This window comes from Enterobacter sp. C4G1 (assembly GCF_052886895.1).
In genome coordinates this window covers 518,907-543,189 of record NZ_JBQVVV010000001.1, presented here as the reverse complement: position 1 = coordinate 543,189, position 24,283 = coordinate 518,907, and the positions used below count along the sequence as shown (strand labels likewise).

Sequence of the window (24,283 nt, the reverse complement as noted above, 5' to 3'; positions counted from 1 at the left end):
ATTTGACTAAATAATAGCTGGGGTCAGAAAGAAAGGACGGGTGCAGCATGTGCACCCGTAAAATATATTCAGGTTGTGCGATTAATCGCGTTTTGCGCCACCGCGCAGCAGGCCGGATGCGCCGTCTGAATAGTCACGTGGCATCTGCACCGGGGCTTGATCGTTACCGGCTTCGGAGTCAGCCAGACGATTGCGGAATGGGTTGGATTCCGCGGTCATTTCCGGCAGCAGGTTGCTGGAACTTTTTGCCATGTGTTGATACAGCTGACGATAGTCGGTGGCCATGTTATCCAGCAGCTCGGCGCTACGGGCAAAGTGGCTGACCAGCTCTTCGCGATACTCTTCCAGTTCAGCTTTATTCTTTTCCAGTTCGTACTGTAAGGACTGCTGCTGACGCAATTTGCGATTACCGAAACGCATGGCTACAGCACCGATCACGATGCCGACGACTAAACCAATTAGCGCATATTCCCAGGTCATGAACTTCTCCCGTTGTCTTGTGATTCCGTAGGGTGTTGGCTCGGCTCCTGCCTGTGCCTGATAATGCCACTATAACCGCTATTTCCGCAGAAGTGGAATCCTGACGTATCATCGCGTAGTGTAGAACGGCCTTTTTTTCATCAGTCGTGCACACTGATGAGCATTAACTGAAGGAATAACAACAATATCATGCAAAGCCTTTCCCCCTCATCGCGATACCAACAGGCCCTGAACGAGGGCTCACATCAGCCAGATGACGTTCAGCGTGAAGCGGTAAACCGACTGGATACAATTTACCAGGAACTCACGGCAAAACCCGCAGATGTAGTGCAAAGCGGTGGGTTAAAAGCGGCATTTGGGCGGTTGCTCGGTAAAAAAGAGCCGCAGGTGAATGCACCAGTGCGTGGCTTATATATGTGGGGAGGCGTGGGGCGCGGTAAAACCTGGCTGATGGATATGTTCTACCAAAGCCTGCCGGGAACGCGTAAACAGCGCCTGCATTTCCACCGTTTTATGCTGCGTGTTCACGAAGAGCTGACGGCGCTACAGGGGCAGAGCGATCCGCTGGATATTGTTGCCGAACGTTTCAAAGCCGAAACGGACGTGCTGTGTTTCGATGAATTTTTTGTATCCGATATCACCGATGCCATGCTGCTGGGCGGCCTGATGAAAGCGCTGTTCGCGCGCGGGATTACGCTGGTGGCAACATCGAACATTCCCCCCGACGAGCTTTACCGAAATGGTTTGCAGCGGGCGCGTTTTCTGCCCGCCATTGATGCTATTAAGCAGCATTGCGACATCATGAACGTTGATGCGGGTGTGGATTATCGTCTGCGCACGCTGACCCAGGCGCATTTGTGGCTCTCGCCATTAAACGCCGACACACAAGGCCAGATGGATAAACTGTGGCTGGCGCTTGCGGGTGCACCGCGAAATAACATGCCGGTGCTGGACATTAACCACCGGCCACTGCAAACGCAGGGCGTTGAGAATCAAACGCTGGCGGTCTCTTTCACCACGCTTTGCGTGGATGCCCGCAGTCAGCATGACTACATTGCGCTTTCGCGCCTGTTCCACACGGTGATGCTGCTGGATGTGCCCGTTATGACGCCGCTGATGGAGAGTGAAGCGCGTCGATTCATCGCGCTGGTGGATGAATTCTATGAGCGCCACGTGAAGCTGGTGGTGAGCGCAGAAGTGCCTTTATATGAGGTGTATCAGGGCGAACGGTTGAAGTTTGAGTTCCAGCGCTGCCTGTCGCGTTTGCAGGAGATGCAAAGCGAAGAGTACCTCAAGCGTGAGCATATGCCTTAAATGCCACCCCCTCCCGGTGGGAGAGGGGCTGGGGGTGAGGGCATCAGGCCGCACAAAACTCACCCCCCGAAAAACCCGCTCCGAATCACATTTAAGGGTCGATCTTTAACCTCAACTTCTCTATAATCTTGCGACCCCACGTTACGAGAAGGTTTTTTTCCCGAAACTTTCTATGTGTCGGCATTAGCTATTCGAAGGGGTAGGTTTGCCGGACTTTGTCGTGTGAACCTCAACTGACTAAACGTTTGGGTGTTCACCAACGTGTAACTTATTATTTGGGTAAGCTTTTAATGAAAACTTTTACAGCTAAACCAGAAACCGTACAGCGCGACTGGTATGTTGTTGACGCGACCGGTAAAACTCTGGGCCGTCTGGCTTCCGAACTGGCTCGTCGCCTGCGCGGTAAGCATAAAGCGGAATACACTCCGCACGTTGATACTGGTGACTACATCATCGTTCTGAACGCAGAAAAAGTTGCTGTAACCGGCAACAAGCGCGAAGACAAAGTGTACTACCATCACACCGGCCACATCGGTGGTATCAAAGAAGCGACCTTTGAAGAGATGATTGCTCGCCGTCCTGAGCGTGTGATTGAAATCGCGGTTAAAGGCATGCTGCCAAAAGGCCCGCTGGGTCGTGCTATGTTCCGTAAACTGAAAGTTTACGCAGGCAACGAGCACAACCACGCGGCACAGCAACCGCAAGTTCTTGACATCTAATCGGGATTATAGGCAATGGCTGAAAATCAATACTACGGCACTGGTCGCCGCAAAAGTTCCGCAGCTCGCGTGTTCATCAAACCGGGCAGCGGTAAAATCGTAATCAACCAACGTTCTCTGGAACAGTACTTCGGTCGTGAAACTGCCCGCATGGTAGTTCGCCAGCCGCTGGAACTGGTTGATATGGTAGAAAAACTGGATCTGTACATCACCGTTAAAGGTGGTGGTATCTCTGGTCAGGCTGGTGCGATCCGTCACGGTATCACCCGCGCTCTGATGGAGTACGACGAATCCCTGCGTTCTGAACTGCGTAAAGCTGGCTTCGTTACTCGTGACGCTCGTCAGGTTGAACGTAAGAAAGTGGGTCTGCGTAAAGCACGTCGTCGTCCACAGTTCTCCAAACGTTAATCAATTTCTGCTTCCGCAGAACGATTGGCGAAAAACCCGCTTCGGCGGGTTTTTTTATGGATAATGCTCAGGTTATCCACAAATTCAATGCATATATGTCCTCTTTTTCCACATTTCCAGAATCCCCTCACCACAATGGTCTTAAAATCTGGTAAACTATCATCCAATTTTCTGCCCAAATATCGGTGAATACTCGATTTTTGTTCGATTCTTGAACAATGTGTCTTCTCTGGGATGGGCGATATTTCATCTGGCTGGCCCTGGTGGGCCGGTAGCAGTAAATTCTGAATATATACCTGGAGGTTTTCATGGCTGTCGCTGCCAACAAACGTTCGGTAATGACGCTGTTTTCTGGTCCTACTGACATTTATAGCCATCAGGTTCGTATCGTGCTGGCCGAGAAGGGTGTCAGTTTTGAGATCGAGCATGTGGAAAAGGATAACCCGCCTCAGGATCTGATCGATCTCAACCCGAGCCAAAGCGTACCAACGCTTGTGGATCGCGAGCTGACCCTGTGGGAATCCCGTATCATTATGGAATACCTGGATGAGCGTTTCCCGCATCCACCACTGATGCCTGTTTACCCTGTTGCGCGTGGTGAAAGCCGCCTGTACATGCAGCGTATCGAAAAAGACTGGTATACGCTGATGAACGTCATCGTTAACGGTTCCTCGTCTGAGGCGGATGCTGCACGTAAGCAACTGCGCGAAGAACTGCTGGCGATTGCCCCGGTATTTGGTCAGAAGCCATTCTTCCTGAGTGACGAGTTCAGCCTGGTAGATTGCTATCTGGCACCGTTGCTGTGGCGTCTGCCTACCCTGGGCGTTGAGTTCAGTGGCCCGGGTTCGAAAGAGCTGAAAGGCTACATGACTCGCGTATTTGAACGCGATTCTTTCCTGGCTTCTCTGACAGAGCCGGAACGTGAAATGCGTCTCGGCCGAGGCTAATGACTGTGGAAATGTCACAACTTTCTCCACGCCGTCCTTATCTGCTGCGCGCCTTCTATGAATGGCTGCTGGATAACCAGCTCACGCCGCACCTGGTTGTGGATGTGACGTTGCCTGATGTGCTGGTGCCAATGGAATACGCGCGTGACGGACAGATCGTGCTGAATATTGCGCCGCGTGCAGTGGGGAACCTGGAACTGGCAAACGACGAAGTGCGCTTCAACGCGCGTTTCGGCGGCGTGCCGCGTCAGGTATCCGTGCCGTTGGCTGCCGTGCTGGCCATCTACGCGCGTGAAAACGGTGCAGGTACCATGTTCGAGCCGGAAGCGGCTTATGACGAAGACGGTGCCAGCCTGAATGATGACGACGTATCTGACGATCGCGAAAGCGATACGGTGATGTCTATCATTGATGGCGACAAACCTGACCATCACAACGACCACGATCCTGATGACGATCCGCCGCCGCCGCGCGGTGGCCGTCCGGCGCTTAGAGTCGTTAAATAATGCGCTGATAAGTCTCAAGAAAATAACCAGCCTGATAATACATCACGGTTGGTTATTTTTTTAGAATGCATAAAAAATCACGTATATGTTATAAAATATTTATATGTGTGATGGATTCTTACTTAAACCCGCTGTAAGCATTTTGTTCGGAAATATATATTTTGTGAGCATAAATGCCGGTTTTTACGCAGTTACTCCCTGATTTTATAATGGCGAGTTAATCATTTGAGTTTATCTAAACGTGACTGTTAATATTGCTAATTTGCATATATTAATATGATGGATATTATAGCGGCATGCAGTCAGGCATGAATTTTTGGATACAATATTAATTGTAAATTTAATATTATATCTGGATAATTATTATAAATATCATACGTTAAGGAATAACAAATGAAAAAGATTTTACTTGCTACAGCCCTTTCTCTTTGCGTGACGTCTGCATTTGCAGCGGAAACTGCAGTCATGAAAGTACAAGGTACATTAACGAATTCCGCATGCACGCCAGAACTCAGCAACGGCGGTGTTGTTGATTACGGTATTATTCGTCTGGGTGAACTTTCTGCGACTGATGTTAATCAGTTAGGCCAGAAAAATATCGATTTGACCATCAACTGTACTGTTGAGACCAGAGTGGGCTGGTCGATGATGGATGACCAGAGCAGCACCAGCGCCGGTATCAATATCAAAAATGCGACGCCTGAAGGTGGAGACATCGATTTAGCCTACTATCAGTTTGGTGTAGGTAAAACGGTGGGTGATGTTAAAATCGGTAACTACGGCGTATTTGTCAAAGATCGTACCTCAGTATTAGATGGTGTAAATATGACAACCATTGGGCGTATGGTTAGCGATACTACCTGGGGAACAACACCTGGCCCACGTAGTGATGCGTATAACATCGTGACAGCGGCAAACCCAGGAACGCTTGAGCCTGTTGCGTTCAAAACCGCAGTATTCCCGCTGGTGACCTCACTGGCGATTCAGGGCACTGACACCCTTGCGATTACGGATGATACGGCAATCGCGGGACAGGCGACGATTAGCCTGGTCTATCTGTAATAACGTTCAGGTACTTTGTGATATAGCGATCTAAAAAGAGCGATTTATTCGCTCTTTTTTATCAAACGGAATCCTGAATGTTAATTCCATAACCCCCGGGTGCTAAAAATAACCTATATCATTAATATTTTTGCATATTTCGATTTATCGGTGATGATTGTTATATAGCTGTGGTTTATTGAACAAGGCGTTCCCACCACTATTATGGTGCGTGTTTACAGGGTTTCTTTGGGTAAAAATACTCAATTTATATATATATAAGAAATCTTAAAGACTGATTCAATAATGCTAAATTGAAAACATTCAATATTTTTATATTATTTACTCATACATCGCTGCATTCAGGCAGGTATAGAAGGACGGTTTTCCCTGCCCTTTAAGAGCAATGTCTATAACACAATGTTTACAACTCAATGTTAAGGATTAACAATGAAAAAGGTATTAGTAGCGACAGTATTATCTCTTTGTGTCAGTTCGGCTTTCGCTGCGGAAACGGCGGTACTGAAAGTAACGGGTACGCTGACTAACTCGGCATGTACGCCAGAGCTTAGTAATGGCGGGGTCGTGGATTACGGTATTATTCGTTTGGGGGAATTGTCCTCCACGTCAAATAATCAGCTGGGTCAAAAAGAGATCAGCCTGGCCATTAACTGTACTGCGTCAACGAAAGTCGGCTGGAGTGTTTCTGACGATCGTGCCGATTCGAGTGCTGGAATCAAAATCAGCGGCGGAAAGGCAAGCGGTAATGATGCTAGTGAAAGCTATTTCCTTTTTGGTGTCGGTAAGACAAATGACGGCGTCAGTATTGGTAACTACTCCATCTTTGTTAAAGATTACAAAGTCACTATTGATGGTACAGAGGGCGATGTAACGGGCCATAATAAGGACTGGGCTGAAGGTACGTGGACACCTGCACCAAACACTATACGTTCAGATAACTTTTTGATAGTCAGTGCTGCTAATGCCGGTACTTCAGCTCCTGTTGCATTTAAAACAGCCGTTTTCCCACTGGTGACGACGTTAGCCATTAAAGATACCAATTCACTGGCAATTACGGATGATACTTCACTCAATGGTCAGGCGACCATTACGCTGACCTATCTCTGATTAATCTATCGCAGTGACTTTAAAACAAAAAAGAGTAAAGACCAAACCTTTACTCTTTTTAAATCAAGTCGATAAAAAGGATATTTGCACACTCTTATCATAGGCAATAGTAATATGTTTTATTCAAAATCGGGTTTTACTAAGTTAGCGTTTACTGCTTCATTATTTGCCTTTCACTTTTCTGTGAGCGCGGCAGGTATGGTGCCGGAAACCAGTTTACTGGTTATCGATGAAGCCACACACAGCGGCACGATAAACGTTAAAAATACGGACACCCATCCGTCACTGTTATATACCAGCGTGGTTGATCTGCCTGATGATAAAGGCATTAAACTGATTGCAACACAACCGGTTGTTCGCCTTGAGCCAGGTCAGACTCAGCAGCTTCGTTTTATCCTGCAAAATAAAGAGTCGCTGAGCGTTGAGCACGTTAAGCGTGTAACCTTTGAAGGTATCCCGCCAAAAAGCGACAGCAAAAACGTCAAAATCGGTATCAATATTCGTCAGGATATTCCTGTACTGATCCGCCCGGCGAAACTGAGTGTTGTGACTGATGCCTGGAAATATCTGGAATGGAATGCATCCGGCTCATCTGTCACGGTTAAAAACCCAAGCAAATATGTCGTTCGTCTGGCTCAAAACGTTGTACTACAGCCAACCGGCGTTTCCGGGATGCTGGCTAAAACCTATATTTTGCCAGGGGAAAGCATGACGCTTTCCATGGGTAAATCTGTCAGTGGGAATAATAAAGTTAAGTTTTTCCCGGCCAGTCGCTATGGCGTTGAAGTCCCGAGCTTTACCACGGAATTAAATAAATAATAAAGGACTATCGCGGTGCGTAAAAAAAGCCACCTAGCACTTTTTGTGCGCGCTGTTGTTTCCGGCGCATTACCTCTGCTACTGTTGAATTCGACTTCCCTCCTGGCGAGGGAAGTGACGTTTGATACGGGCATTCTGCAGTCGCGTGGGTTGGGAGCCGATCTCAACCGCTATTTTGCAGAGGCACCGCGATTTTTACCGGGTACCCATTCTGTCTCGATAAAAGTGAATGGCCAGGATCGTGGCGTTGCCGCAGTGCGCTTCAATGAAGACGGCGTCATGTGCGTGGATAACGACTTCCTGGAATTCGCTGGGATCATGCCGTTACCTATTAAAGCAGATGAAACCTGCCATGATATTCACACTGATTATGCTCAGGCCGTTGTCAATGCGTTGCCAAACCAGGAAGCCGTAGAACTCTATCTCCCCCAGGAATCCATTAATAGCCTGTCGGCTGATGTCAAAAATTTCCAGCACGGCGGTACGGCGGGGATGCTGAATTACTCCTTATTCAGCACCCGTAACGAATATGGTGATAGCGACAGCAACCGCTATTCACAGGCAAGCCTGGAAGCAGGCTTTAACGCGCTGGACTGGTCCCTGCGCAGCAGCTATATCCTGACGGACGATGACGGCAAGCGTAACGCAGAGAGCATTTATACCTACGCCGAGCATGTCTTTGTGCCACAGCGTTTAACCATGCAGGTGGGGCAAATCAACGCCAATTCGGACGTGCTGAGCGGTGTACCGATAACCGGTATTCAGCTTATGCCGACCACCGGTTTGCAGAAAAGTGGCTCAGGCGTGAGCGTGTCAGGTATTGCCCGCTCATCACAGGCGCGTGTCGAAGTGCGTCAGAACGGACGCTTAATATATAACACTCTGGTGCCTGCGGGTCCCTTCAAACTCGATGACGTACCTATGGTGCGCAACAATGTCGATCTCGACGTCACGGTGGTGGAGTCTGACGGTTCGTCCAGCCATTTCATCGTGCCTGCTTCTGCCGTTAAATCCAGTAACCTGTCACGTCCAAATGGGCTGACCATCTCTGCTGGACAGGTTCGAAGTATTGAAAGTGATTACAGCGACCCGCTTGTTTTAAACGTTTCTAATGGCTGGCGTATTCTGCCGTGGATGAATCTCCTGGCTTCCGGCGTGGCAGCCGAAAACTACCAGGCCGCGGGGGGCGGAGCGGAGCTGATGGTGACCGACAGTTGGGGTGTTTCGACCAGCATTGCTGCCAGCAAAGCGAACTTTGGCGACAGCGACAGCGGCATCAAGAATGAGTTGCAAAGTGAGTACTCATTAACGGAAAACATAGGACTCTCCGCCAGCGTTGCCCATTACAACGGTGAATATCGTGAGCTGGCCGACGCCATGGACGACGATTACCAGGGGTATGACAACAGCTACACGGGTAATATCCGTTGGTCGAACTCTGTGGCCGGGGCGTTCAGCGCAGGCTTCAGCTACAACCAGGCCACCGGCGATGATGAAGACTCACGCTACTTACTGCTCTCATGGGCGAGGACATTCAAGTATGCCTCCGTCACCGTGAACTGGCAGAGTGCGGTGGGGAATAGAGACGACGATCAGAACGACGATCTTCTCTATGTCAATCTCAGCATTCCGCTCGGCGGCTCGCAGAGCCTGAGCTCCTATATGCGTAAGCAGGGCGACAGCACCAGCTACGGTTTGGCCAACAGTGGCGCGCTGGGCGAGAACACCCATTACTACATTGCCGCTGACCGCGATCAAGAGTCGAAGGAAAACAGCTTCAACGGCAACATTAACACGAACCTGCATTACACCCAGTTGAGCGTGGGTGGCGGTACCAGCGGCAACAATCAGCGTAACTACAATGCGACGCTGTCGGGTGGGATCGCCATGCACAAAGACGGCGTTACGTTCTCGCCGTATTCCATCAAAGATACCTTCGCGATCGCCAAACTGAGCGAACCGAAAGCAGGCGTAGAAATTACCACGCCGCAGGGTACCGTCTGGACTGACCGCTGGGGTCAGGCCGTGATACCGGGACTGACGGAATGGCGTAACTCGCGCATCGAGATCGATGCCAACAAGCTGCCACAAAGTATGACACTCGCCAACGGTACAAAATACGTCGCCGCCGCGCACGGTTCGGTGAGTGAAGTGAGCTTTAAGGTACTGAATAGCCGTCGCGTGATGCTGCGTATCAAGCAGGCTAACGGTCAGCCGCTGACAAAAGGCTTGTCGGTGGTGGATGAGAAAGATAACTACGTGGTGACGGTTGTCGATGACGGACATGTGTTCCTGAACGATGCAGACCAGGTTAACAGCCTCTATGCCATCAATGATGATAACCAACGCCTGTGTAAGCTTGATTTCACACTCCCTGAGGAGCATGACGAAGATGCTTTTTATGAGGAAGTCAACGGAGTATGTCGATGAATATTAAACATTTTTTAGCGATTCTGCTGCTTGCTCTGCCCTGCTTTTCCTATGCTGATGATTGCCAGTTAACTCTCTCTCAGCAGGTGGTTGATTACCATCAGATGCGGCGCGATAACATCGTCTCGAGTCAACAGAGCTGGAATAAGATGCCGGACAAAGACATCAATGTCAGCGTTTATTGTCCTGACAAACAGCAGATGGCGATCTTGTTGCAAGGGGCTTCCGGGCAGAAAGGGCGATTCCAGTTTGGCCAGAACGGCGGTGTGGCAATAAAAGTGAGTAATCTGACGCTGGATGGGAAAAGTTACAGCGTAGGGAAAACGACTGATCAGGTTAATTTCACGCCAGAAAATGACAACGGTGCATCACTTTATATTCGCAATAACGAGGCGGTGGTGGCAGTTGAAAACGGTCAAGTACCCAGCGGCCAGCAATTGAATTTTACCGTGACCATTTTCCCGGTACTGAATGACAGTTCTTTCAGCAATATTTCGGACCAAACGAAGCTGGAAAGTGATTTGACCTGGCATCTTTTAATGAAGTGAACAGTAGTTGAAATACAAAGCAATATTGGATATTTAAACATAAGGAGTAGTAAATGAAAAAAGTATTATTTTTAAGTGCATTAGCGCTTACCGTAAACTCGGCAATGGCAGCAGAAACTGCGGTACTGAAAGTTACCGGGACATTAACAAATGCCGCCTGTACGCCGACGCTAAGTAATGGGGGGGTTGTTGATTATGGAACCCTTCGCCTTGGTGAGTTGTCAGCAACAAGCGTTAACTCTCTTCCGAATAAAACTATCGATTTAACAATAAATTGCACCTCTGCAACCAAAGTTGCATGGGATGGTATGGACAATCAGGCATCGAGCCGTCCATCACCTGCTTTGCCTGTCAATGCTGGTTCAGACCTTGCTACCCCAGCGAATACGTTGACTTTCGGCATGGGTAAAACCGATGGCGGTGTTAACATAGGCAACTATATTATTCGTATTGATACCGCACCTGTCTATGATGGTATTTCAGGACTTTTAATTACCCACAATACTGACTGGGGTAATGTCTGGAATACATCGGGAAATGCGCAACGTAACGACGGTTATTCCTGGTATACTGCGGCTCAGACAGGAACGACGGAACCTGTGGCATTTAAAACCGCAACATTTGCGCTTTCTATTCGTGGAACCATTCAGGATACAACAACCCTGGCAGTGACTGATGATACTGCCATTAATGGTCAGGCAACTTTCACACTGCGTTATCTGTAAAAGTATGAGTCCGGCAAGAAATTTCTGGACATTTCTAAGGACGCTAACGAGATTTGTTCAGGCTGGCTGTAAGTAAATGAAATCATCAGGACAAATCAATTATAGCTAACAACAATGTTAAGGATTAACAAATGAAAAAACTTATGTTACTGGCTACACTCGCTGTCAGTATTAACACGGCATATTCTGCAGAAACGGCTGTATTGAAACTTCAGGGAACGTTAACGAATTCAGCGTGTGTTCCTGAAATGAGCAATGGCGGCGTTGTAGATTATGGGATGATTCATCTTGGTGAATTATCTGCGACTGAAACGAATCAGTTGGGTAAAAAAGATTTCACGCTGACAATCAACTGCGTTACTCCGTCTAAAATGGCGTTTTCTGTGAATGATGACAGGGCAGGGACATTAGCCGATATTAAAGTTAAAAATGGTACAAATGATTCAAGAGATGTTATTGATACTGACAAACTTTTCGGCATAAATAAAACCGCAGGCGGGGTGAATATCGGAAACTACAGTATGAACGTCAGGGAAAGCAGCATGACAATAGACGGTGCTGCTGGACGTATAATTTACAGCGCGGATCAGGGAACCACGTGGGAAGATCTGGGGGTGGGTGAAGTGATGTATAACAGAACAAGAATTGTCTCTGTTGCTGCAAAGGGTCAAACGACGCCACTGGCATTTACTACGGCCGTACTTCCAATGAGTACCGTGATGGCGATTCAGGACACGACCACGCTTGCCATTACTGACGATACCCAAATCGACGGGCAGGCAACGTTTACGTTGATTTATCTATAACAGATTTCAAAAAAAAGATGCCCGGCTGTGCCGGGCATCTTTCTTACACTTCCAGGAAGTTCAGAATACCGTCGGCCGCTTTACGCCCTTCGGCAATCGCGGTGACCACCAGGTCAGAGCCGCGAACAATATCGCCACCGGCGAAGATTTTCGGGTTGCTGGTCTGGAACGCGTTATCGCTGCCTTCCGGTGCAATCACGCGGCCCTGCGAGTCCAGCTCCACGCTGTGCTTCGCCAGCCACTCCATGCTGTGAGGACGGAAACCAAACGCCATCACTACCGCGTCTGCCGGGATCACATGCTCGGAGCCTGCCACGATTTCAGCGCGACGACGGCCTTTTGCATCCGGTGCGCCCATCTCAGTGCGCGCCATCTTCACGCCGCTCACTTTACCGTTGGCATTCACTTCAATACCCAGAGGCTGGATGTTGAACTGGAACTCCACGCCCTCTTCACGCGCGTTTTTTACTTCGCGTTTGGAGCCTGGCATGTTCTCTTCGTCACGGCGATAAGCACAGATAACGTGAGTTGCATTCTGACGAATGGAGGTACGCACGCAGTCCATCGCGGTATCACCACCGCCCAGCACCACAACGCGTTTGCCTTCCATGCTGACGAAAGGCTCATCGGCCGTTTCGCCGTAACCCATAATCTGCTTGGTGTTAGCAATCAGGAACGGCAGGGCGTCAAATACGCCTGGCGCTTCTTCGTTCTCCAGACCACCGCGCATGGACTGATAAGTGCCCACGCCCAGGAAGACCGCATCGTAATCCTTCAGCAGATCGTCGAGCTGCACGTCGCGGCCCACTTCCACATTCAGCTTGAACTCAATGCCCATGCCGGTGAAGATTTCACGGCGACGGGTCATCACCTCTTTTTCCAGCTTGAAGGCCGGGATACCGAAAGTCAGCAGACCACCGATTTCCGGGTGACGGTCAAAGACCACCGCCTTCACGCCGTTACGGGTCAGGACGTCCGCACAAGCCAGGCCCGCCGGGCCTGCACCGATGATCGCCACGCGTTTGTCGGTTTGCTTCACGCCGGTCATATCCGGGCGCCAGCCCATCTCGAACGCTTTATCGTTGATATAGCGTTCGATGTTACCGATGGTCACCGCGCCAAACTCGTCGTTCAGCGTACATGAGCCTTCACACAGACGGTCCTGAGGACACACGCGGCCGCACACTTCCGGCAGGGTGTTAGTCTGGTGAGACAGCTCGGCGGCTTCAAAAATACGCCCTTCGTTGGCCAGTTTCAGCCAGTTCGGGATGTAGTTGTGTACCGGACATTTCCATTCGCAGTAAGGGTTACCGCAGGACAGGCAGCGGTCTGCCTGTGCTTTGGCCTGGCCTTCTGAAAACGGCTCGTAGATTTCAACAAATTCAATTTTACGGATCTTCAGCGGTTTCTTTGGCGGATCAACACGCTGCAGGTCGATAAACTGGTATACGTTCTGGCTCATCTGAATTCCTTACTGCGCCTGCACGCGCAGCTCTGCTGCGCTACGACTACGGTGACCCAACAGGGCTTTAACATCGCTGGACTTCGGTTTAACCAGCGCGAATTTCGCTGAGAACGCAGGCCAGTTCGCCAGGATCTCTTCACCGCGCGAAGAACCGGTATGCTGCACGTGTTCGGTAATCAAACCACGCAGGTGTTCTTCGTGGATGGCCAGCGTTTCAACGTCCAGCACTTCCACCAGCTCCGGGTTCACGCGTTTGCGGAACTCACCGTCTTCATCCAGGACGTAAGCAAAACCGCCCGTCATGCCTGCGCCGAAGTTCACGCCGGTTTTACCCAGTACGCAAACAATCCCGCCTGTCATGTATTCACATCCGTTATCGCCAATGCCTTCCACAACGGTGATAGCACCGGAGTTACGCACGGCAAAACGTTCACCTGCACGGCCTGCAGCGAACAGACGACCACCGGTTGCCCCGTACAGACAGGTGTTACCGATGATGCTCGCATCACAGCTACGGAAGGCTGAACCCACCGGAGGACGTACCGCCAGCAGACCACCCGCCATGCCTTTACCCACATAGTCGTTAGCATCGCCAGTCAGGTACAGCTCAACGCCGCCTGCGTTCCACACGCCGAAGCTCTGACCCGCAGTACCGCTGAAGTGCGCGGTGATTGGATCGGCAGCCAGGCCCTGGTCGCCATGTGTCTGAGCGATGTAACCAGAGAGCGACGCGCCAACAGAACGGTCGGTGTTGCGGATATCAAACCAGAACGTTTTGCTCTGTTTGTCATCCACGTACGCTTTTGCCTGTTGCAGCAGCTGTGCGTTCAACACACCGTTATCGAACGGCGGGTTGTTCTCGGTGCAGTACACCGCTTTACCCGCCTTAGGCTCGGCCGTTTCCAGCAGCTTAGACAGCTCCAGTTTCTGCTGTTTGGCAGTGAAACCTTCCAGCTCTTTCAGCAGGTCGGTACGGCCAATCAGGTCGACCAGGCGTTTCACGCCCAGCTGCGCCATCAGCTCGCGGGTTTCGCGGGCGATAAAGTCAAAGTAGTTAGTCACTTTGAACGGCAGACCATGGTAATGGTTCTTACGCAGCTTCTCGTCCTGAGTCGCAACACCGGTTGCGCAGTTGTTCAGGTGACAAATACGCAGATATTTACAGCCCAGCGCGACCATTGGACCGGTACCGAAGCCGAAGCTTTCAGCGCCCAGGATCGCCGCTTTGATGATATCCAGACCGGTTTTCAGACCGCCATCCACTTGCAGGCGGATCTTGTGACGCAGACCGTTTGCCACCAGAGCCTGTTGGGTTTCCACCAGACCCAGTTCCCACGGGCAACCCGCATATTTCACGGAGGAGAGCGGGCTTGCACCTGTACCACCGTCGTAACCGGCAATGGTAATCAGGTCGGCATAGGCTTTTGCCACACCGGTTGCGATGGTGCCGACGCCCGGTTCAGAAACCAGCTTCACGGAGATCATCGCTTTCGGGTTGACCTGTTTCAGGTCGAAAATCAGCTGCGCTAAGTCCTCGATAGAGTAGATATCGTGGTGCGGTGGCGGGGAGATCAGCGTCACGCCCGGCACGGAATAGCGCAGTTTGGCGATGTACGGCGTGACTTTATCACCCGGTAACTGACCGCCTTCGCCCGGTTTAGCACCCTGAGCGACTTTAATCTGAATGACGTCGGCGTTGACCAGATACGCTGGCGTAACGCCAAAGCGACCGGATGCCACCTGCTTGATACGGGACACTTTGTTGGTGCCGTAACGCGCAGGATCTTCGCCGCCTTCGCCGGAGTTTGAGTTCCCGCCGATGCTGTTCATGGCTTCCGCCAGTGCTTCGTGGGCTTCCGGGCTAAGAGCACCGATAGACATTGCCGCGGTATCAAAGCGTTTGAACAGCTCAGTCGCAGGCTCAACCTCGTTGATGCTGACGGCTTCATCACCTGGATTCACTGCGAGCAGGTCACGGAGCGTCGCCGCCGGGCGGTTGTTAACCAGCTCAGCGTACTGCTGATAATCGCTGTATTCGCCACTCTGTACAGCCTGTTGCAGGGTGCGTACCACGTCCGGGTTGTAGGCGTGATATTCACCACCGTGAACGTATTTCAGCAGGCCACCCTGATCCAGCGGTTTACGTGCCAGCCAGGCGCGTTTTGACAGGTTCGCCAGGTCTTGTTCGAAGTCAGTAAAACCGGCCCCGCCGATACGGCTGATCACGCCCTGGAAGCACAGGTTCGCCACGTCATCGTGCAGGCCAACGGCTTCGAACAGCTTCGAGCAGCGGTAAGAGGCAATTGTCGAAATGCCCATTTTGGACATGATCTTGTACAGGCCTTTGTTGATGCCGTTACGGTAGTTCAGCATCACTGCACGGTACTCTTTGTCGATAGCGCGGGTATCGACCAGACGAGCCAGTGTTTCGTAGGCCAGGTACGGGTAAATTGCGGTCGCTCCGAAGCCTAACAGCACGGCAAAGTGGTGCGGGTCACGCGCACTTGCGGTTTCAACAATGATGTTGGCGTCGCAGCGCAGGCTCTTGTCGACCAGACGCGTTTGGATAGCACCCACGGCCATTGGCGCAGGCACCGGCAGGCGGTCTTTCGCGATATTACGGTCGGACAGCACCAGCAGAACGGTACCATTACGCACCATCTGTTCGGCTTTGTCGCACAGGGCATTCACCGTCTCTTCGAGGCTCGCTTTCGTCACGTCGAAAGTGATATCGAGCGTGTCGGCGCGGTAGTGCTCCTCTTTCATGGTGGTGAGCTGTTTGAAATCGGAGTACAGCAGGATCGGTGATTTAAAGGTCAGACGGTGCGCCTGGCCTTCGGCTTCGCAGAAGACATTCATCTCGCGACCGATGCTGGTGGCCAGTGACATCACGTGTGCTTCACGCAGCGGATCGATTGGCGGGTTGGTAACCTGCGCAAACTGCTGACGGAAGTAATCGTAAATGATACGTGGCTGGCTGGAGAGCACGGCAAACGGCGTGTCATCGCCCATGGAGCCAACGGCTTCCTGGCCGTTTTCACCCAGCACGCGGATAACGGAATCCAGCTCTTCAGCGCTGTAGTTAAACTGTTTCTGGAAGCTCGCCAGTGTGTCGTCGTCCATTTCGCGGCTGCCAACATCTTCATCAGACAAGTCTTCGAACGGCACAAGGCGACGCACGTTTTTCTCCATCCACTCTTTGTACGGATGGCGGCTTTTCAGGTCGTTATCGGTTTCGGCGGAGTGCAAGATACGCCCACCGCGGGTGTCGATAACCATCAGTTCACCCGGGCCAACGCGGCCTTTCTCGACCACTTCATCAGGCTGGTAATCCCAGATACCGACTTCAGAGGCGCAGGTGATCAGTTTGTCTTTGGTGATGACGTAGCGCGCCGGACGCAGACCGTTACGGTCCAGGTTACAGGCAGCAAAACGACCGTCGGACATCACGATACCCGCCGGGCCATCCCACGGCTCCATATGCATGGAGTTAAAGTCGAAGAACGCGCGCAGCTCCGGATCCATATCCGGGTTGTTCTGCCAGGCTGGCGGCACGAGCAGACGCATGGCGCGAACGATATCCATCCCGCCTGCCAGCAGCAGTTCCAGCATGTTATCCATTGAGCTGGAGTCAGAGCCGGTTTCGTTGACGAATGGCGCTGCATCATGCAGGTCAGGGATCAGTGGAGTCTGGAACTTATAGGTACGGGCGCGTGCCCACTGGCGGTTACCGGTAATGGTGTTGATCTCGCCGTTGTGTGCCAGATAGCGGAACGGCTGAGCCAGCGGCCAGCGTGGAACGGTGTTGGTGGAGAAGCGCTGGTGGAACAGGCAAATGGCCGATTCCAGACGCAGGTCCGCCAGGTCCAGGTAGAAGCGCGGCAGGTCAGCCGGCATACACAGACCTTTATAGATGTTCACCAGGTTAGAGAGGCTACAGACGTAGAACTCTTTATCTTCCTGGAGACGCTTTTCAATGCGGCGACGGGCGATAAACAGACGGCGTTCCATATCACGTGGACGCCAGCCCGCAGGCGCGTTAACAAAAATCTGTTCAATACGAGGCAGCGAGGAGAGGGCGATTTCACCGAGCACCCCTTCGTTGGTTGGCACATTGCGCCAGCCGACAATCGACAGGGTTTCACGTTGAAGTTCTTCTTCGACGATGCGGCGTGAGGCGGCCGCTTTTTCAGGATCCTGATTCAGGAACAGCATCCCGACAGCGTAGTTTTTGGCTAAACGCCAGCCGCGTTCTTCCGCAACGATACGGAAGAAACGATCGGGTTTTTGCAGCAGCAGGCCGCAACCATCACCGGTTTTACCATCGGCAAGGATTGCACCACGGTGCTGCATTCGGGCCAGTGCGTGAATAGCAGTACGCACTACCTTGTGGCTAGGTTCGCCTTCTATGTGGGCGATCAGGCCGAAACCACAGTTATCCTTCTCAAGGGATTTATCGTACAACATATCAGTGAACCTCCCCAGGCTCGTCGGGCTTCCCACTGAACTTTACCGTGGCGCACAGGCACAGAAAGAGCATGGCGACGGGGTTTGCGTTTCATACGCGTACCTCGCATTCGCCCTCTTTTCATCCTTTCGCGCAGGTAAACAAGTTTGAGGACTTGCTTCAGAGGGAATCTCAATTACTGCATAAATATGATGAGCAGGCCGCTCATCCAGAAAGCTTCCAGCGGATTTCCAACTTATCGGGAATTGGTACACAGGTCAAATGGCAATCTTATTTATACAAAAATGTGCTAAAGAGGTATTAAATATTTGAATGTAAAAGATATTTAACTATTTTTACATCTACTAAACGTCCTGAGGAGTCACCGCGGAGTGTGATCTGACTCACTATATGAAAGCGGTATTATCAATGCAGCGTGCTGAATAGTGATTTTTTAGCAGGATTTTAATCTGGTTCTGGCTGTAAACCCGCATAAAGACACTGTTTTTCAGTGTTGATAGCATTAATGAAAAAAACAGTCTGAACATAAGGAAAAGTAATCACGCCTGCTGTGAATGAAATTGCAGTAATCTTGATTATTTATTCAAATGGATAAAGGCCGTCCAGGGCGATTGATCCAGGTCATCGCCGACAGAGGCTAAAAATGGCAGGCTTGTCCCCTTTCTTCGGGACGGTCTATCAGATTATGCAGTTACAGAAATTAGTCAATATGTTTGGTGGGGATCTTTTGCAACGCTATGGGCAAAAGGTTCATAAGCTGACGCTGCACGGCGGTTTTAGCTGCCCGAATCGCGATGGCACCATCGGGCGTGGCGGCTGCACGTTCTGTAACGTTGCCTCCTTTGCCGACGAGGCCCAGCAGCACCACTCCATTGCCGAGCAGCTTTCACATCAGGCCAGCCTGGTGAACCGCGCAAAGCAATATCTGGCTTATTTCCAGGCCTACACCAGCACCTGGGCGGAAGCGCAGGTGTTACGCTCGATGTATCAGCAGGCCGTCAGCCAGGCCAATATCGTGGGGCTGTGTGTGGGCACGCGCCCGGATTGTGTACCGGAGGCCGTGCTCGATTTGCTCTGCGAATACAAAGAGCAGGGGTATGAAATCTGGCTGGAGCTGGGGTTACAAACCGCACATGACAAAACGCTGCACCGGATTAATCGCGGGCATGATTTCGCCTGCTATCAAAAAACGACGCGCCTTGCCCGTGAGCGCGGGCTGAAAGTCTGCTCGCATCTGATTGTCGGTTTACCAGGAGAAGGGCAGCAGCACGGGCTGGAGACGCTGGAAAAGGTGGTTGAGACGGGCGTGGACGGTATCAAGCTGCATCCGCTGCATATCGTGAAGGGCAGCATCATGGCGAAAGCCTGGGAAGCGGGGCGGTTAAATGGCATTGAGCTGGATGAATATACGGTCACTGCAGGGGAGATGATTCGCCACACGCCGCCGGAGATTATCTATCACCGTATCTCCGCCAGCGCCCGCCGTCCAACGCTTCTGGCACCGCTCTGGTGTGAGAACCGCTGGACGGGGATGGTGGAAATTGACCGCTATCTACATGAACAGGGAGTACAGGGATCGGCACTGGGTAGGCCGTGGGTTCCTTTTTTTGAGCGCTAGCGTTTTATAATAATTAACATGAATAGTATTAATAAAAGCTCATCAATATAAATGAATTTCGTTATTCATTTATTTGATGAGCTTTATCAATTAAAACCCGTTGAGTTAGCCTGCACTTCTGTCGTGAGTAAGCGTCAAGCTATTAATATCGAAATGAACTCACCCTCACTCCCCCGTTTTTCATTCGCCGCATGAGTAATGCGGTTTTCTGTGATTATCATTGATATTTTATTGCATATTTAATTTCGTACGTTACAGGCGTACTGTTTTACATCGCCACTCTAAAAAGGATATTTTGTATGGTCGATAATTCCTGCTGTTTTGGTTCCATCATTGCGATTCTCTATCTGGAGAATGACTGATGACAGGCGTAAAAAAAAGCCCGTATTGCCCGCGCGTTATTTCAGAAAATGATATTCCTGTTCACAAAGGTCTGGGGCCGGTAGCCCAAACCCGCTGTATCGGCGTTCCACGACCAATGCCATGCATTGTGATTCTGGTGCACGGTGTGAATGATGTTGGGGAAGCTTATCAGAATCAGGAAAAAGGTATTATTGCCGGGTTAAGCAAGCGGTTGAACCGTTCAGACCTGTATGCGCACGAGTGGAAAGATTTCATCATGTCGCACAACGAAGAGGCGCAAAAGAAAATATGTGAGCCTGGTCGTTCTCCCATTATCCCCTTTTACTGGGGCTATAAGCCGGTCACGCATGAGGAGTGGCGCGCTGACCAGAAGCTTTATCGGGACGAAGTCGGAAAGCTTGGCAGCGATGCCCACATCCCTTACGACGCCTATCAGGAAGACGACGAAACCAAGAAGGCCGCGCTGGGTAATGACAGTAAAGGGACGCTCGCTTTTCAGAACGACTGCTTTAAAAATGCGCTCGATATCAATTTTGCCAAAGGCGGTGGCACATTTGCCAATGCAACCACCAATATACCGGACATGCTTGGCCCGGGTGCCGGTGGCGTTGCCGTCGCTGCCACTGGTTTTATGACGTTGCATGCAAATGGCGGCGATTTTACCCACCCCATCTTTCCCAACCCGCACCGCATCTACCAGTTTTTTGCCGCCCAGCGGCTGGCGGATTTGATTATTCAAATCCGCCAGGAACCTGTCACAACGAAGGATGTGATTAATATCGTGGCGCACAGCCAGGGCACTATTATTACGATGCTGGCCAATATGCTGGTAAAGCAGGCTGGCTACGATCCCGTTAACTGTACCATCCTGAACCACTCCCCCTATTCGCTGGGAGAACGAATGTTAGAAAACGCACAATCCGGGCATCACCAGACCAGCGCGGCCCGTCAGCAGACGTTCAGCAATTTCTGTGCCCTGATGGCGACGCAGTACAAAGGTGGCGAGGTGTCCGAGGCTAACCTACTGGCGATGGAGGCCGCGTGCACATTACGAAAACCGTCGGATAACCCGTTGCGGCAGGATGCGCGGTATCGTCGGGACAACAACGGTAAGGTGTATAACTATTTCTGCCCGAACGACGGGACGGTATCTCTGAAAAACATTCAGGGCATTGGCTGGCGGGGGATCCTGCAAAACATCGCCAGTGATATTCCAAACCTGTATCAGCGGGTCTTTTATCAGCACGGTCAGGTCGGTCTCCCGCCAGACGGAACGCGCTTTGAACCGCCCGCGATACAGAACGGGGATGCGAAATACAGTTCAGTGACGAACGCGGTTTACTCTGCTCGTGATGTCGTTGTAAATGGCGAAGAATTACCGGAACCATTCGTCTATGAATTACAGGGCGAGAGAAACCGAAAGGATAACGACCCGAGAACTTGCGATACCCCCTATGAAGCCTATATCGATCCAGACAGCCCGGATGCTTACATTTCGTATTCTGCTAAAGCCCATTCCCTGAGCAGAACAGCCTCAGCCATGTTTCCCATGGATAAATATTATTATCCCTCGATGAAGCCAGGCCATTCACTGACTCCAGACGAGTTGAAAGGGATGAGCTATGAACGAAAGCACAAGGTTATTCAGGGGGTTGTGTCGGGCGTCGATACGTTCAGAAACCTGACGCTGGTGTGGCTAAAAAACCGTGATGAGCTGGAAGAGGAATGGAAGAAAGCCGATCCCGTAGGGTACAGCCAGCATTCGTCTATTGTGATGAGTGAATTTGCGCCATCCCATGCTATGGCTTTTGATTTGGCAATTGGTCAATGCAAATCATTTGATTTTAAGGCAGGCCGTTTTTGGGAGGATCTTTTGCATCGTGCGGATTGGGGGGATCCGTTGAATAAAAATAGCTATGCAACCGATTATTACAAAACGGGACACCTTAATAAGGAAAATACTAAAGATTTTATGAATAAGCCCCAAAATGTACTTCCGAAAGGATGTTTTGGGGTGGTGAATGATTATGCAGGGACACGACCTAATCAACGTAATAGGTTGGAAATTGATATGGGAATTGTCAAGTCAGCCAGTTTCGAGGAAAAAAATATTTTGCAATGGGATATGCCACGGGCGTTAAGTCTTAGCCAAATTAGCGAAAAATAGGGATGCCGCATGAGCCGGAAATTTTTTATCTTATGGTTAGTATTAGTTATCGGTATTGTGGTCACCTGGGCGATGAATCAGCCTGCCGCAGATACCCGTCCTACTCAGATAGTATATCGTTTTGACGACCACCGCTACCTGGAACTGAAAGGCTGGAATTGCGAAGGTGAGCTTTGGTTTATCGATAAACAACGTAATATTCACTCACAAATTGCCTATCAGTTTTATCAAATTTTCACCAGACCATTTGTTCATCCTTCGGAGAAATATATCGCCATTCCATGGTGGGATACGATCACGGGTGGCTTTACTGTCTCAAAAGATTATGGAAAAACATGGGAAAGAGGGGGGGCATCGATGCGTGGCCCGAATGAGCCAGACGGAAGCAATGCGCCGTATTACAAAGACGTGCTTTCTTTCACTGTCGTAAACGACCAGGGATTTCTGCAAACCAAGCACAGGCTGTACATGTCATCCAAGCCCTATGATGACCCGCGTCTGGCAGCAGGGGGACCGGGGGTGACTTATCGACTGGAAGATGGAACAGTCCAGCGGATTGAGCCGCGCTCTCCCGGTGCCGCATGGGGCATGGTGTACATGACCAAAGAAGGGCTTCCGGGCAGTATTGAGCAATTTAAAATCAACTGGCAAGGACAGCCTGATAAGGTACCGGAAGTAAAAAATTATACCGGCTGGGATCACATGCGCTGCGATATGGATAAGGACTGAGGCGTTTGAATACGTTCCCAACCGGGAATGTATTCAAACAAACGAATCTCAGGCTAGCTTGGGGCGTTTTTACTTACTCCAGTCTACCGGCGGCGACCGCCTAACAGGCTCCCTAACATGCCGCGTACAATCTGGTTGGTGACCTGTCGCGCGGCGCTTTTTGCCATCGTCTGAACTACGCCATCGCGTTTACCCCCGCGCGGCCCGGTGCTACCAAACAGAATATCTTTCAGCCCACCCAGAATACCGTCATCCACGGCAGAAGGCTGGGCACTGGTGGTGGGGGTATTCTGTGATTCCGTGGTTGCCTGTACCCCTTTTTGCAGCATCTCGAACGCCGATTCACGATCCACTTCGTCTTCATACTTTCCGTAAACCGGCGAGTTGTTAATCAGACCGTTGCGCTCATCGTCGGTGACTGGCCCCATGCGGGAGTAAGGAGCGATGACCATCGCGCGATCTACCACAGACGGGCTGCCTTTCGCATCCAGGAATGAGATTAACGCTTCACCGGTACCTAATGCCTGAATCGCGGCTTCGGTATCAAATGCCGGATTAGCCCGCATGGTCTGGGCGGCCGCTTTGACCGCTTTCTGGTCCTTCGGCGTAAAGGCGCGCAGAGCGTGCTGTACGCGGTTGCCAAGCTGCCCGAGCACGTTATCGGGGATATCGGACGGGTTTTGCGAAACGAACCACACGCCAACCCCTTTAGAACGGATCAAGCGGATAACCTGCTCAATTTTGTCCAGCAGTACCTGCGGCGCATCGTTAAACAGCAGGTGGGCCTCGTCAAAGAAGAACACCAGCTTTGGCTTGTCGAGATCGCCCGCTTCCGGCAGCTGTTCGTAAAGTTCGGAGAGCATCCACAGCAGGCTGGCGGCATAGAGTTTCGGCATCTGATACAGCTTTTCTGCACTCAGAATATTGATGATACCTTTGCCGTTACTGTCAGTTCGCATCCAGTCTTTGATATCCAGCATGGGCTCACCGAAGAAATGCTCAGCACCCTGTTGCTCAAGGGTCAGTAACCCGCGCTGGATGGCACCCACGGAAGCGCTGCTGATATTGCCGTACTGGTTCTGGAACGATTTGGCGTTGTCGCCGATGTATTGGGTAATGGCGCGCAGGTCTTTGAAATCAAGCAACAGCAGCCCCTGGTCATCGGCGATACGGAAGATGATATTCAGTACACCAGACTGCACATCGTTCAGATTAAGCAGGCGAGCCAGCAGCAAAGGGCCAAGGTCGGACACCGTCGCCCGTACCGGATGACCTTTCTCGCCAAAGATATCCCACAAGACGACCGGGTTTTTATGTGGCTCCCAGTCAGTGATGCCAATATTTTTCAGCCGCTCGATGAGCTTTTCTGATGCCGTGCCTTCCTGAGCTACCCCGGTTAAATCGCCTTTTACATCGGCCATAAAGACCGGAACGCCAATTTCTGAAAGGGACTCTGCCAGCTTTTGCAGGGTGACGGTTTTACCCGTCCCGGTGGCGCCGGTGATTAAGCCGTGGCGGTTCGCCATTGCAGGCAGCAAAAACAGTTCTTTATCCAGCGTCCGGGCAATTAACAGTGGTGTACTCATGATGAACGTCCTCTCT

At 51.0% G+C, this 24,283-nt stretch carries 19 protein-coding genes; 15 read left to right on the top strand and 4 right to left on the bottom strand.

Annotation, left to right across the window (positions count from 1 at the left end; translation table 11 throughout):
- Positions 1 to 81: 81 nt before the first annotated feature.
- The gene (gene zapG, locus ACT9TW_RS02585) at positions 82 to 480 is read right to left on the bottom strand and encodes a Z-ring associated protein ZapG (RefSeq protein ID WP_446491599.1); all 399 of its coding nucleotides are present in this window, start codon (positions 478 to 480) and stop codon (positions 82 to 84) included.
- A 189-nt stretch (positions 481 to 669) separates the two neighbouring features.
- Here zapG and zapE point away from each other — a divergent pair, with 189 nt between their 5' ends.
- The 12 genes from zapE to ACT9TW_RS02525 all read left to right on the top strand — a co-directional run bounded on the left by zapE (position 670) and on the right by ACT9TW_RS02525 (position 11,871).
- Positions 670 to 1,794: a cell division protein ZapE gene (gene zapE, locus ACT9TW_RS02580; protein ID WP_182062706.1), complete on the top strand. Its 1,125-nt coding sequence runs from the start codon at positions 670 to 672 to the stop codon at positions 1,792 to 1,794.
- A gap of 290 nt (positions 1,795 to 2,084) precedes the next feature.
- Positions 2,085 to 2,513 carry a 50S ribosomal protein L13 gene (rplM, locus tag ACT9TW_RS02575; RefSeq protein ID WP_182062705.1) on the top strand — a complete coding sequence of 143 codons (429 nt, stop codon included), beginning with the start codon at positions 2,085 to 2,087 and terminating at the stop codon, positions 2,511 to 2,513.
- A gap of 15 nt (positions 2,514 to 2,528) precedes the next feature.
- A complete protein-coding gene (gene rpsI / locus ACT9TW_RS02570; protein WP_003860436.1) occupies positions 2,529 to 2,921 on the top strand; it encodes a 30S ribosomal protein S9 in 393 nt (130 codons plus the stop codon).
- 308 nt (positions 2,922 to 3,229) lie between these two features.
- Complete coding sequence (gene sspA, locus ACT9TW_RS02565; protein WP_182062704.1) at positions 3,230 to 3,868, top strand: stringent starvation protein SspA; 639 nt, start codon at positions 3,230 to 3,232, stop codon at positions 3,866 to 3,868.
- Positions 3,869 to 3,873: 5 nt separating this feature from the next.
- Positions 3,874 to 4,374 carry a ClpXP protease specificity-enhancing factor gene (gene sspB / locus ACT9TW_RS02560; RefSeq protein ID WP_182062703.1) on the top strand — a complete coding sequence of 167 codons (501 nt, stop codon included), beginning with the start codon at positions 3,874 to 3,876 and terminating at the stop codon, positions 4,372 to 4,374.
- 393 nt (positions 4,375 to 4,767) lie between these two features.
- Positions 4,768 to 5,436 carry a DUF1120 domain-containing protein gene (locus ACT9TW_RS02555; RefSeq protein WP_446491598.1) on the top strand — a complete coding sequence of 223 codons (669 nt, stop codon included), beginning with the start codon at positions 4,768 to 4,770 and terminating at the stop codon, positions 5,434 to 5,436.
- 429 nt (positions 5,437 to 5,865) lie between these two features.
- A complete protein-coding gene (locus ACT9TW_RS02550; protein ID WP_315686966.1) occupies positions 5,866 to 6,543 on the top strand; it encodes a DUF1120 domain-containing protein in 678 nt (225 codons plus the stop codon).
- Between the two features lie 114 nt (positions 6,544 to 6,657).
- A complete protein-coding gene (locus ACT9TW_RS02545; RefSeq protein ID WP_256458814.1) occupies positions 6,658 to 7,362 on the top strand; it encodes a fimbria/pilus chaperone family protein in 705 nt (234 codons plus the stop codon).
- Positions 7,363 to 7,371: 9 nt separating this feature from the next.
- Positions 7,372 to 9,792, top strand: coding sequence for a fimbrial biogenesis outer membrane usher protein (locus ACT9TW_RS02540; RefSeq protein ID WP_446492670.1), 2,421 nt, complete (start codon positions 7,372 to 7,374; stop codon positions 9,790 to 9,792).
- Complete coding sequence (locus ACT9TW_RS02535; protein ID WP_446491597.1) at positions 9,789 to 10,340, top strand: hypothetical protein; 552 nt, start codon at positions 9,789 to 9,791, stop codon at positions 10,338 to 10,340. Before ACT9TW_RS02540 ends, ACT9TW_RS02535 begins: the two co-directional genes overlap by 4 nt.
- 53 nt (positions 10,341 to 10,393) lie before the next feature.
- Positions 10,394 to 11,065 carry a DUF1120 domain-containing protein gene (locus ACT9TW_RS02530; RefSeq protein WP_256458816.1) on the top strand — a complete coding sequence of 224 codons (672 nt, stop codon included), beginning with the start codon at positions 10,394 to 10,396 and terminating at the stop codon, positions 11,063 to 11,065.
- Between the two features lie 131 nt (positions 11,066 to 11,196).
- Positions 11,197 to 11,871, top strand: a complete 675-nt coding sequence (locus tag ACT9TW_RS02525; RefSeq protein WP_315686960.1) for a DUF1120 domain-containing protein — start codon at positions 11,197 to 11,199, stop codon at positions 11,869 to 11,871.
- A gap of 43 nt (positions 11,872 to 11,914) precedes the next feature.
- Here the strand turns inward: ACT9TW_RS02525 and ACT9TW_RS02520 are convergent, their stop codons facing one another.
- Positions 11,915 to 13,333, bottom strand: a complete 1,419-nt coding sequence (locus ACT9TW_RS02520; protein ID WP_315686959.1) for a glutamate synthase small subunit — start codon at positions 13,331 to 13,333, stop codon at positions 11,915 to 11,917.
- Positions 13,334 to 13,342: 9 nt separating this feature from the next.
- Positions 13,343 to 17,803, bottom strand: a complete 4,461-nt coding sequence (gltB, locus tag ACT9TW_RS02515) for a glutamate synthase large subunit (protein ID WP_315686958.1) — start codon at positions 17,801 to 17,803, stop codon at positions 13,343 to 13,345.
- Between the two features lie 686 nt (positions 17,804 to 18,489).
- Between gltB and ACT9TW_RS02510 the strand changes: the two genes are divergently transcribed.
- From ACT9TW_RS02510 to ACT9TW_RS02500, 3 genes are all read left to right on the top strand, one after another.
- Positions 18,490 to 19,422, top strand: a complete 933-nt coding sequence (locus ACT9TW_RS02510; RefSeq protein ID WP_446492669.1) for a TIGR01212 family radical SAM protein — start codon at positions 18,490 to 18,492, stop codon at positions 19,420 to 19,422.
- 361 nt (positions 19,423 to 19,783) lie between these two features.
- On the top strand, positions 19,784 to 21,952 hold the full coding sequence (locus ACT9TW_RS02505; protein WP_446491596.1) for a T6SS effector phospholipase Tle3 domain-containing protein: 2,169 nt from the start codon (positions 19,784 to 19,786) through the stop codon (positions 21,950 to 21,952).
- A gap of 72 nt (positions 21,953 to 22,024) precedes the next feature.
- A complete protein-coding gene (locus ACT9TW_RS02500; RefSeq protein ID WP_446492668.1) occupies positions 22,025 to 22,681 on the top strand; it encodes a T6SS immunity protein Tli3 family protein in 657 nt (218 codons plus the stop codon).
- An 83-nt stretch (positions 22,682 to 22,764) separates the two neighbouring features.
- Here the strand turns inward: ACT9TW_RS02500 and ACT9TW_RS02495 are convergent, their stop codons facing one another.
- Positions 22,765 to 24,267, bottom strand: a complete 1,503-nt coding sequence (locus tag ACT9TW_RS02495; protein ID WP_446491595.1) for a helicase HerA-like C-terminal domain-containing protein — start codon at positions 24,265 to 24,267, stop codon at positions 22,765 to 22,767.
- Positions 24,268 to 24,283 lie beyond the last annotated feature (16 nt).

Excerpts from the sequence above, each read along its gene's own strand:
- zapG (WP_446491599.1), bottom strand. The coding sequence starts at position 480 with ATGACCTGGGAATATGCGCTAATTGGTTTAGTCGTCGGCATCGTGATC.
- zapE (WP_182062706.1), top strand. The coding sequence starts at position 670 with ATGCAAAGCCTTTCCCCCTCATCGCGATACCAACAGGCCCTGAACGAG.
- rplM (WP_182062705.1), top strand. The coding sequence starts at position 2,085 with ATGAAAACTTTTACAGCTAAACCAGAAACCGTACAGCGCGACTGGTAT.
- rpsI (WP_003860436.1), top strand. The coding sequence starts at position 2,529 with ATGGCTGAAAATCAATACTACGGCACTGGTCGCCGCAAAAGTTCCGCA.
- sspA (WP_182062704.1), top strand. The coding sequence starts at position 3,230 with ATGGCTGTCGCTGCCAACAAACGTTCGGTAATGACGCTGTTTTCTGGT.
- ACT9TW_RS02555 (WP_446491598.1), top strand. The coding sequence starts at position 4,768 with ATGAAAAAGATTTTACTTGCTACAGCCCTTTCTCTTTGCGTGACGTCT.
- ACT9TW_RS02550 (WP_315686966.1), top strand. The coding sequence starts at position 5,866 with ATGAAAAAGGTATTAGTAGCGACAGTATTATCTCTTTGTGTCAGTTCG.
- ACT9TW_RS02545 (WP_256458814.1), top strand. The coding sequence starts at position 6,658 with ATGTTTTATTCAAAATCGGGTTTTACTAAGTTAGCGTTTACTGCTTCA.
- ACT9TW_RS02535 (WP_446491597.1), top strand. The coding sequence starts at position 9,789 with ATGAATATTAAACATTTTTTAGCGATTCTGCTGCTTGCTCTGCCCTGC.
- ACT9TW_RS02530 (WP_256458816.1), top strand. The coding sequence starts at position 10,394 with ATGAAAAAAGTATTATTTTTAAGTGCATTAGCGCTTACCGTAAACTCG.
- ACT9TW_RS02525 (WP_315686960.1), top strand. The coding sequence starts at position 11,197 with ATGAAAAAACTTATGTTACTGGCTACACTCGCTGTCAGTATTAACACG.
- ACT9TW_RS02520 (WP_315686959.1), bottom strand. The coding sequence starts at position 13,333 with ATGAGCCAGAACGTATACCAGTTTATCGACCTGCAGCGTGTTGATCCG.
- gltB (WP_315686958.1), bottom strand. The coding sequence starts at position 17,803 with ATGTTGTACGATAAATCCCTTGAGAAGGATAACTGTGGTTTCGGCCTG.
- ACT9TW_RS02510 (WP_446492669.1), top strand. The coding sequence starts at position 18,490 with ATGCAGTTACAGAAATTAGTCAATATGTTTGGTGGGGATCTTTTGCAA.
- ACT9TW_RS02505 (WP_446491596.1), top strand. The coding sequence starts at position 19,784 with ATGACAGGCGTAAAAAAAAGCCCGTATTGCCCGCGCGTTATTTCAGAA.
- ACT9TW_RS02500 (WP_446492668.1), top strand. The coding sequence starts at position 22,025 with ATGAATCAGCCTGCCGCAGATACCCGTCCTACTCAGATAGTATATCGT.
- ACT9TW_RS02495 (WP_446491595.1), bottom strand. The coding sequence starts at position 24,267 with ATGAGTACACCACTGTTAATTGCCCGGACGCTGGATAAAGAACTGTTT.